Annotated in this window: 9 protein-coding genes; 3 read left to right on the plus strand and 6 right to left on the minus strand. The window is 57.8% G+C overall.

Annotated features, from left to right (window positions below; genetic code table 11):
* Window positions 1-54 precede the first annotated feature (54 nt).
* The 4 genes from QK293_RS24255 to hemJ form a co-directional block, all read right to left on the minus strand.
* Entirely contained in the window at window positions 55-843 is a 789-nt protein-coding gene (locus QK293_RS24255) for an SDR family oxidoreductase (protein ID WP_282381977.1), read from the minus strand.
* Between the two features lie 62 nt (window positions 844-905).
* On the minus strand, window positions 906-1,871 hold the full coding sequence (locus tag QK293_RS24260) for a DUF805 domain-containing protein (protein ID WP_282381980.1): 966 nt from the start codon (window positions 1,869-1,871) through the stop codon (window positions 906-908).
* A gap of 86 nt (window positions 1,872-1,957) precedes the next feature.
* Window positions 1,958-2,926, minus strand: coding sequence for a nitronate monooxygenase family protein (locus tag QK293_RS24265; RefSeq protein ID WP_282381982.1), 969 nt, complete (start codon window positions 2,924-2,926; stop codon window positions 1,958-1,960).
* A gap of 33 nt (window positions 2,927-2,959) precedes the next feature.
* On the minus strand, window positions 2,960-3,388 hold the full coding sequence (hemJ, locus tag QK293_RS24270; RefSeq protein ID WP_282381986.1) for a protoporphyrinogen oxidase HemJ: 429 nt from the start codon (window positions 3,386-3,388) through the stop codon (window positions 2,960-2,962).
* A gap of 135 nt (window positions 3,389-3,523) precedes the next feature.
* On the opposite strand from hemJ, the gene argC reads away from it, so the two are divergent.
* Window positions 3,524-4,558: an N-acetyl-gamma-glutamyl-phosphate reductase gene (gene argC / locus QK293_RS24275; protein ID WP_282381989.1), complete on the plus strand. Its 1,035-nt coding sequence runs from the start codon at window positions 3,524-3,526 to the stop codon at window positions 4,556-4,558.
* A 167-nt stretch (window positions 4,559-4,725) separates the two neighbouring features.
* The gene (gene erpA, locus QK293_RS24280; RefSeq protein WP_007947969.1) at window positions 4,726-5,076 is read left to right on the plus strand and encodes an iron-sulfur cluster insertion protein ErpA; all 351 of its coding nucleotides are present in this window, start codon (window positions 4,726-4,728) and stop codon (window positions 5,074-5,076) included.
* Between the two features lie 80 nt (window positions 5,077-5,156).
* Here erpA and QK293_RS24285 read toward each other — a convergent pair whose 3' ends face one another.
* Complete coding sequence (locus QK293_RS24285; protein ID WP_282381993.1) at window positions 5,157-6,248, minus strand: anhydro-N-acetylmuramic acid kinase; 1,092 nt, start codon at window positions 6,246-6,248, stop codon at window positions 5,157-5,159.
* 3 nt (window positions 6,249-6,251) lie between these two features.
* A complete protein-coding gene (locus QK293_RS24290; protein WP_282381998.1) occupies window positions 6,252-7,688 on the minus strand; it encodes a peptidoglycan DD-metalloendopeptidase family protein in 1,437 nt (478 codons plus the stop codon).
* Between the two features lie 213 nt (window positions 7,689-7,901).
* Here QK293_RS24290 and tyrS point away from each other — a divergent pair, with 213 nt between their 5' ends.
* Complete coding sequence (gene tyrS / locus QK293_RS24295) at window positions 7,902-9,101, plus strand: tyrosine--tRNA ligase (RefSeq protein ID WP_282382001.1); 1,200 nt, start codon at window positions 7,902-7,904, stop codon at window positions 9,099-9,101.
* Window positions 9,102-9,190: the final 89 nt, after the last annotated feature.

The raw sequence follows: 9,190 nt of genomic DNA on the forward strand, positions 1-9,190 counted from the left end.
CCTGAGTGTAACCATGGGTTATGTCAGAGCCCAGCCTTTTACCTTGAGGGGCGATCAGCGCGGGCAGTAAGCCTTGTTGACCATGCCTGCGATTGTCCGGGTCAGCCAGCGGGAGCCGAGCCGCGGCAGGAAGGCGCGCCAGCGGTTGCGTCGACCCGGAATAATGATGGCGCGATTTTTCTCCAGAGCCCGCACGGTATAGAGCGCGACTTCCTCGGGGCTCATCAGCATTTTGCTGTCGACCAGTTTGGCGGTGTCCAATTGCGCGGTGCGGAAAAACGCCGTGCGGGTAGGGCCGGGGCAGAGCACCGACACCTTGACCGCGCATTTTTTCAGTTCGACGCGCAACCCTTCGGAAAAGTGCAGCACATAAGCCTTGCTGGCGTAGTAAGTGCTCATCCACGGGCCGGGATGAAACGCCGCAACCGAGGCGACATTCAAAATCTGCCCGCCGCCCTGCAGCGCCATACTGTTGCCGATCGCGTGACACAGGCGAGTGAGCGCAAGGATGTTCACTTCGATCAGGTCCTGCTCGGTCATCCAGTCCTGAGCCAGGAAAGGGCCGCAAGTGCCGATGCCGGCGCAGTTGACCAGCAAATCGATCTGTCGGTCACCTTCCTCCAGCTCCAGCAGAAATCCGGACAGCCGTAGCGGCTCGCCGAGGTCACAGGCTCGGAACAACACTTCCACGCCAAAACGTTGCGTCAGTTCAATCGCAATACTTTCCAGCTGATCACGCTGCCGGGCCACCAGAATCAGGCTGCGGCCGCGCCGGGCCAGCGCTTCGGCCATTGCCAGGCCGATGCCGCTGGAAGCGCCAGTGATCAGAGCGTAACGGGTCATGCATTTCTCCATCGCAACAGCTCCGCGCCAGCGACGCAGGTGTCACGGGCGGGGAGCGCTGTTCATTCTTTCGCAGAGTCTACAGGGGGCTGGGCGTCTTCGGCTGCATCGTCGGCTGAATTTGGCGCCGGCTCTGCTTCCACAGCGGTCTGATCTTCGAACTCTTCGGTGGTCACGGAGTCGCTTTCATAGCCGCTCTGGGTGGCGCTTTCGTACTCACTCTGAATGGTAGAGAGGCCACCGGTCAGTCCGCCGATGAACAGAGTCGCGATAAACACCAGCCAGAGTGAAGACAGGACCTTGACCGCGGAGCTGTTGGGCGGTGGTGGCGCGCCGTATTGATTGGCGGTGTTGTTACCCGGTGCAATCATCATCACGAACGGAAAGATGCTGCCCACGAACGGCACGAGGGTCAGCAGCCAAAGCCAGCCAGACCAGCCGATATCGTGCAGACGCTGGACACTGAACTGAATGCTGACGAACGCAAGCGCCACGAAGAGAACAAAGGCCAGCAAGCCACCGAGAATCAGGCCGGCGGTCGAGTCCGTACTGATGAGGGCCAGGCCGAAAACAGCAAGCACAGCGCCAACGCCTAGGGTGACGAGTGTCAGGGCCATCGTCCAGGCCAGGTAACGCAAGCGGCCGATGCGGCCCTCGAAACTGAACGCCTTGAGTGGGGCAAATTCAGGCAAGGCTTCGCCGACGGTCGCCCGGGGGGGTGCATAAGGGGATTCGGGATCTGCTGCAACGGCAGGGGGGGGCTCATGAACGTCAGACAGGTTCAGCTCGATCGAAGGTTCGGATTCGATCCGGGCATCGATACCGGTTTTGGTCAGCGCCTGGAGATAAGTCTGAGCATCGGTCTGTGACAGGTCGCGTTTGAGTGCAACCGGCTTGCCACTGAACAGCCGCTCGATGGCAGTCACATCGCTTTTGAACAGATCGGCGAGATTGAGCTTGGCAGTGGTGACGTCAACACCTGGCAGCAGAGCGCCGTCGAATACGATCTTGAAACGGTTTTCGCTCATTGCGAGGCATCCTTGTCGCGAATGGTTTAGGGAGAATTGCGCGTGGAGTGTAAGGCCAGCCGGAATGGACTGGCCAAGTTTTCCTGTCAGCGTGGCCAGCGTTTGGGCAGCGCTGCCGCCAGCTCCAGTGCTTTGCGGTACTCGGCATCAAGGCGAGCGATCAATTGATCAACACTTGGCAGGTCATCGATTTCGCCGACCCCCTGGCCTGCGGACCAAACGGTTTTCCAGGCTTTGGCTTCATCGCTTATAGGCTTGAGTTTGGAGCCGAAGTTCACCTCACCCTTGCCTTGCAGCGCTGCCATGTCGAAACCCGCAGCCTCAAGGCTTTGACGCATAAAGCTCGCCGGTACTCCCGACACCGCTGGAGTATGGACGATGTCCGCCGCTCTGGACGTCAGCAGCATCTCTTTATAGGCGTCAGACGCATGACTTTCGGTGGTGCCGATAAATCGCGTACCGAAGTAGGCCAAATCCGCACCGAGTAATTGTGCAGCGAGAATCTCGTGGCCGTGGTTCAGGCAACCGGCCAGCAGCAGGGTCTTGTCGAAGAATTGGCGTATCTCGGCAATTAGCGAGAACGGGCTCCAGGTCCCGGCGTGTCCACCGGCGCCTGCTGCCACGGCGATCAAACCGTCGACCCCGGCCTCGGCGGCCTTCTCTGCATGACGACGAGTCGTCACATCATGGAACACCAGACCGCCATAGCTGTGTACTGCATCGACCAGTTCTTTCACGGCGCCGAGGCTGGTGATCACGATCGGCACTTTGTGCTCGATACAGATCGCCAGATCCGCTTGCAGCCGCGGGTTGCTGTTGTGGACGATCAGGTTCACCGCAAAAGGTGCCGGATTCTTCAGTGTTGCCAACCCTGCTTCGATCTCTTCCAGCCAGGCCTTGAAGCCACTGCTCTCGCGCTGGTTGAGCGCGGGGAAGCTGCCCACCACGCCATTACGGCAGCAGGCGAGCACTAGTTGAGGGTTGGAGATCAGGAACATCGGTGCTGCCACCACAGGCAGGCGCAAACGTTGTTCGAGCAGAGCGGGCAGCGACATTGGAAGTACCCCGGTGAGTTGTGCTTATTGGAGTTAGAACGGCCGAACGATGACCAGAATTACAATAGCCAGCAATATCAGAACCGGCACTTCATTGAACCAGCGATAAAAGACATGGCTGCGGTTGTTCTCGCCACGGGCAAAACGTTTCACTTGGGCGCCGCACATGTGGTGGTAGCCGATCAGGATCACCACCAGCGTCAACTTCGCGTGAATCCAGGCACCTTGACTAAATATGCTGGGGTTCAAGGCGATCAGTGCAATGCCGAAAATCAGGGTGGCGATCATCGCCGGGCCCATGATGCCGCGGTACAGCTTGCGCTCCATGATGCTGAAGCGTTCTTTGCTGACGGTGTCTTCGCTTTGGGCGTGATAGACGAACAGGCGCGGCAGGTAGAACAGGCCGGCAAACCAGCAGACCATGCTGACGATGTGAAGCGCTTTGAGCCACAGATAAAGCATTTTTAGTTATTCCCAGGTTCACGGTAGCGAAGATAGTAGAGGGTAGAGCGCCCGCACGTCACCTTGACGGTTGTCGCAGAGCCGTGCGGCCCCTATTATCGACTGCTTTCCAGTGGGTTCGTTGAGGGCAGGTTTATGGTCAAGGTCGGTATCGTCGGCGGCACGGGTTACACCGGTGTCGAACTGCTGCGTCTGTTGGCGCAGCATCCGCAAGCTGAAGTGGCAGTCATCACTTCCCGATCCGAGGCCGGTCTGGCCGTGGCCAATATGTATCCGAACCTGCGCGGTCATTACGATGGCCTGGCGTTCAGCGTTCCGGACATCAAGACGCTGGGCGCTTGTGACGTGGTGTTCTTCGCTACGCCTCACGGTGTTGCCCATGCCCTGGCCGGTGAGCTGTTGGCAGCGGGAACCAAGGTCATCGACCTGTCTGCAGACTTCCGTCTGCAAGACGCCGATGAATGGGCCAAGTGGTACGGTCAGCCTCACGGCGCACCGGAACTGCTGGAAGAGGCGGTTTACGGCTTGCCGGAAGTCAATCGTGAGCTGATCAAACAGGCCCGCCTGATTGCTGTGCCGGGCTGCTACCCGACTGCCACGCAATTGGGTTTCCTGCCATTGCTTGAAGCAGGTCTGGCCGATACCACCCGCTTGATCGCTGACTGCAAATCCGGCGTCAGCGGTGCCGGTCGTGGTGCATCCGTAGGTTCGCTTTACTCCGAGACGTCGGAAAGCATGAAGGCTTACGCCGTCAAAGGGCACCGTCACTTGCCGGAAATTCGCCAGGGTCTGCGTCGCGCAGCGGGCAAGGACGTCGGTCTGACCTTCGTTCCGCACCTGACGCCCATGATTCGAGGCATCCACTCGACGCTCTACGCGACTGTCGTGGATCGCTCGGTGGATCTGCAGGCGTTGTTTGAAAAGCGTTATGCCAACGAACCGTTCGTCGATGTCATGCCGGCCGGCAGTCACCCGGAAACCCGCAGCGTGCGCGGTGCCAACGTTTGCCGTATTGCCGTGCATCGTCCACAGGATGGTGATCTGGTGGTGGTGTTGTCGGTGATCGATAACCTGGTCAAAGGCGCGTCGGGTCAGGCGGTGCAGAACCTGAATATTCTGTTCGGTCTGGATGAGCGCTTGGGTCTGTCCCACGCAGGTATGCTGCCGTAAGGTTCATTCCGCTCAGCAAAAAGGCCCGTCTGACGGGCTTTTTTGCATTTCGGGCGGGCAAATGTGTTGATTGATATACCGTAACAATAGTTGACCGATTTTCTAGGAGAAGCGGATAATGCGCGTCATCACGCATTATGGCGGCGTAACGCCGGGAGATAATTAGCATGAGCGTCGAATCCTTCACCCCCACGGCTTTGCAATTCACCCACGGTGCCGCGCACAAGGTGAAGAGCCTGGTCGATGAAGAGGGGAATGATCGCTTGAAGCTGCGCGTATTCGTTACGGGCGGCGGTTGTTCAGGTTTTCAGTACGGCTTCACCTTCGATGAAGAAGTGGCCGATGACGACACCATTGTCGAACGCGAAGGTGTGAGTCTGGTGGTCGACCCGATGAGCTTCCAATACTTGGCAGGTGCCGAGGTGGATTATCAGGAAGGTCTGGAAGGTTCGCGCTTCGTGATCAAGAATCCGAACGCCAGCACCACGTGTGGCTGCGGCTCCTCGTTCTCGATCTGATCGCAATTCATAGCATCACCAAGCGCCGCATGGTCTCAGGGCTCTGCGGCTTTTTGCTGTCCGGGATTCGGTATGGCTAGTCAGGCAGGGTAGATGGCGCCGAGTACGCGCAGGCCACGGGCGCCGGTAACGCTCGGGCGATTGGCGGCGATGCCTTCAAGGCAGCAATGGGCCAGCCAGGCGAAGGCCATGGCTTCGACCCAGTCCGGGTCTACACCGCAAGCCGCGGTGCTGCTGACCTTGGCGTTCGGCAGCAAGCTGGCCAAGCGGTTCATCAGCGTGGCGTTGTGCGCGCCGCCACCGCAGACAAGCAGTTCCAGGGTGTCTGATTGGGCGCTTTGCAGTGATTCGACGATGGTCAGGGCGGTCAGTTCGAGCAGGGTTGCCTGCACGTCTTCGGTGGCGAAGGTCGGCAGCTGTGCCAGATGCTGTGTCAGCCATGGCAGGTTGAATACTTCGCGACCGGTACTTTTCGGGCCTTTGGTCACGAAGAACGGATCACTGAGCAATTCTTTCAAAAGAATCGGTTCGACCTTACCGGTGGCAGCCCATTGGCCGTCGCGATCAAAGTTGTCGCCGCGTTGCTGGTGAATCCACGCATCCTGCAGAACATTGCCCGGGCCACAGTCGAAACCCGCAACAGGCTTGCCAGGTTCAATCAGGCTTAGGTTGCTGAAACCGCCGACGTTCAATACCGCACGATTGCCAGGCTGTTCTTCGAACAACGCTTCGTGGAAGGCTGGAACCAGTGGCGCGCCTTGCCCTCCGGCGGCCACATCACGGCTGCGGAAGTCGCTGACCACGGTGATTCCGGTCAACTCCGTCAGTAGGGCAGGGTTGCCTATTTGCACCGTGAAGCCGCGCGCGGGTTCGTGGCGAATGGTCTGACCGTGGCTGCCGATTGCACGAATGTCTTCGGGCTTCAGGTTTTGTTGATCAAGGAGGGTGTGAATGCCCTGTGCTGCCAGCTTCACCCAGTTCTGCTGGGCAATGGCGGAGCGGGCAATCTCGTCCGGGCCACTACTGCACAAGCCAAGCAGCTCGGTGCGTAGGGAATCAGGCATGGGAATGTAGTGCGTGGCGACCAGCTTGATCGCCGGGGTTAGCTCAACCAGCGCAATATCCAGGCCGTCGAGGCTGGTCCCGGACATCACACCTATATAGAGCGTCATGGCTTATCGCTTGCTCGAAGCCAGCTGAGTGGACTTCTCTTGATCCATGCGCGCCATCAGCGGTTGGCTCTGCGCGAGGAAACGTGCACGTTCAGCTTTGGAGATCGGATCGGCCATCGCCACCTTCTGGCCCAATGGATCGACGTGTACGCCATTGACCTGGAACTCGTAGTGCAAGTGCGGGCCGGTGGAGAGCCCGGTGGTGCCGATGTAGCCAATCACCTGGCCTTGCTTGACGCTGCCGCCAGTCTTGATGCCTTTGGCGAAGCCTTGCATGTGGCCGTATAGCGTGCGGTAGGTATTGCCGTGCTGGATGATTACGGTGTTGCCGTAGCCACCGCGGCGTCCGGCCAGCAACACTTTGCCGTCACCGGCTGCCTTGATTGGGGTGCCACGCGGCGCTGCATAGTCGACGCCTTTGTGGGCGCGAATCTTGTTCAGGATTGGGTGCTTGCGGCCCATGGAGAATTTCGAACTGATGCGGGCGAAGTCCACCGGCGTACGGATAAACGCCTTGCGCATGCTGTTGCCGTCAGCGGTGTAGTAGCTGCTGTTGCCTTGTTTATTGATGTAACGCACGGCGGTGTAGGTCTTACCGCGGTTGGTGAAGCGCGCGGAAAGGATCGGACCATTGCCGACGGCCTTGCCGTTGACGACTTTCTGTTCGTAGATGACATCGAACTCGTCACCCTGGCGAATATCCTGGGCGAAGTCGACGTCATAGCCAAACACGCTGGCCATGTCCATGGTCAGGCTGTGGGACAGGCCTGCGCGTGCAGCGGATTGCGACAGCGAACTGTTGATCACGCCATGAACGTAGGCGGAGCGAACGGTAGGCTTGGCGGTAATGCGGTTGAATGCATAACCCTTGTCATTCTTGGTCAGGGTGATGCTTTCGACGTCGCTGACCTTGCTGTGCAGGTTGGTCAGCTGGCCATCGGGGCTCAGTTCGAATTCAAGTTTCTGGCCATGTTTGAGTTGGCTGAACTGCTTGGCCTGTTTGTCGCTGGCCAGTACTTCATGCACCGAAGTTGCCGGAAGGCCGACTTTCGCGAACAGTGTGGAGAGCGTATCGCCTTTAGAAACGATCACTTCCCTATGGTTTGGAGATTTTTTTTCTTCGATCACAGGGGCGGGCGTGGATGCCGGCGCCGGTGCGACCTGAGCGGTTTCCTGGGGTTCTTCTGTGCTGTTTTCGATCTGCGCGAAAGGGGAAGTTGCTGGCTCATTTGTGGCCTGGACGGCCTCGGCAGCGTCTTGATCTTGTGTCAGTTGTTCAGCAGGGCTTTCCAGTTCAAGACTCAGGGTCGTCTTTTTGGCTTCAACATCACTGGAAGGAAATACCAGAAGCGCCAGGCTCAGAAGGGCGGCGATGCCACTTGCTGCGAGCAGGTGGGTCTTCGGGTAAAGCGGCGGCGCTTTAGACGATTCTTTGGTCATAGGTAATTTTTGACTTTGAAAAAAGATGAAGTGGAAAAGATGAATGACATGATGAAGATGAAATAACTGTATAAAATATAACCAAATCGTCTCTGAAGCAAGTCCGCGAACGCTCTGTTCGTGGATTGACGTCCGTGCGCCGGGCAGAACTTGTATTTGACGCGCGATCTTGTATGGTTGGTTCCCTTTGAATTCGAGCCTTACGGGTCTGTTATGAAGTCGGTTGAAGAGCAGCTAGCGCTGATCAAACGTGGTGCGGAAGAACTGTTGGTCGAGTCCGAGCTGATCGAAAAGCTCAAGCGTGGCCAGCCGCTACGTATCAAGGCAGGCTTTGATCCGACCGCGCCGGATTTGCACCTGGGTCATACCGTGCTTATTAATAAGCTGCGTCAGTTCCAGGAGCTGGGTCACCAAGTCATCTTCCTTATAGGTGACTTCACCGGGATGATCGGTGATCCGAGCGGCAAGAGTGCAACACGTCCTCCGCTTACCCGTGAGCAGGTGCTCGAGAATGCCGAGACCTACAAGACCCAGGTCTTCAAGATTCTTGATCCGGCGAAAACTGAAGTTGCGTTCAACTCTACCTGGATGGATCAGATGGGGCCGGCCGACTTCATTCGTCTGACCTCCCAGTACACCGTGGCTCGCATGCTTGAGCGCGACGACTTCGACAAGCGCTACACAACCAATCAGCCAATCGCCATTCACGAGTTTCTCTATCCGCTGGTTCAGGGGTATGACTCGGTCGCTTTGCGTGCGGATGTCGAGCTGGGTGGTACCGATCAGAAGTTCAACCTGTTGATGGGGCGCGAACTGCAGCGTGGATATGGTCAAGAGGCTCAGTGCATTCTGACCATGCCACTGCTCGAAGGTCTGGATGGCGTGAAGAAGATGTCCAAGTCCTTGGGCAACTACGTGGGCATTCAGGAAGCGCCGGGTGTGATGTACAGCAAACTGGTTTCCATTCCGGATGCGCTGATGTGGCGCTACTTCGAATTGCTCAGCTTCCGCTCCATGGAAGAGATCAATGCGTTCCGTGCGGATGTTGAGGCGGGTGCAAATCCGCGCGACATCAAGATCAAGTTGGCTGAAGAGATCGTCGCGCGTTTCCATGGTGATGAGGCTGCGGCCAATGCTCACCGTGCGGCGGGTAACCGTATGAGGGAAGGTGAGCTGCCGGATGATCTGCCCGAGATCGAATTGACTGCCGCCGAAGATATGCCGATCGCAGCCGTCCTTAATAAAGCTGGTCTGGTGAAGAACTCGGCGGTTGCGCGTGATCTTCTGGGTTCGGGTGGCGTGCGTATAGATGGTGAGGTTGTCGATCGCACCTTTATATACGCGTTGGGCGCGACCCATGTTTGCCAGGCTGGGAAGAAGGCATTTGCACGTATTACGCTCAAATCTGAATAAAGCTGAAATCAGGGGTTGACGGCAGATTCTGGAAGTCTATAATTCGCCCCACTTCCGGCGCAGTCGAAACGGGAAACTCCTTGGTAAAC

This window comes from Pseudomonas sp. AL03, assembly GCF_029960815.1.
Lineage (GTDB): Bacteria > Pseudomonadota > Gammaproteobacteria > Pseudomonadales > Pseudomonadaceae > Aquipseudomonas.

What these genes read in the sequence shown, in the direction of transcription:
- QK293_RS24255 (WP_282381977.1), bottom strand. Translation starts at nt 843, where the DNA reads ATGACCCGTTACGCTCTGATCACTGGCGCTTCCAGCGGCATCGGCCTG.
- QK293_RS24260 (WP_282381980.1), bottom strand. Translation starts at nt 1,871, where the DNA reads ATGAGCGAAAACCGTTTCAAGATCGTATTCGACGGCGCTCTGCTGCCA.
- QK293_RS24265 (WP_282381982.1), bottom strand. Translation starts at nt 2,926, where the DNA reads ATGTCGCTGCCCGCTCTGCTCGAACAACGTTTGCGCCTGCCTGTGGTG.
- hemJ (WP_282381986.1), bottom strand. Translation starts at nt 3,388, where the DNA reads ATGCTTTATCTGTGGCTCAAAGCGCTTCACATCGTCAGCATGGTCTGC.
- argC (WP_282381989.1), top strand. Translation starts at nt 3,524, where the DNA reads ATGGTCAAGGTCGGTATCGTCGGCGGCACGGGTTACACCGGTGTCGAA.
- erpA (WP_007947969.1), top strand. Translation starts at nt 4,726, where the DNA reads ATGAGCGTCGAATCCTTCACCCCCACGGCTTTGCAATTCACCCACGGT.
- QK293_RS24285 (WP_282381993.1), bottom strand. Translation starts at nt 6,248, where the DNA reads ATGACGCTCTATATAGGTGTGATGTCCGGGACCAGCCTCGACGGCCTG.
- QK293_RS24290 (WP_282381998.1), bottom strand. Translation starts at nt 7,688, where the DNA reads ATGACCAAAGAATCGTCTAAAGCGCCGCCGCTTTACCCGAAGACCCAC.
- tyrS (WP_282382001.1), top strand. Translation starts at nt 7,902, where the DNA reads ATGAAGTCGGTTGAAGAGCAGCTAGCGCTGATCAAACGTGGTGCGGAA.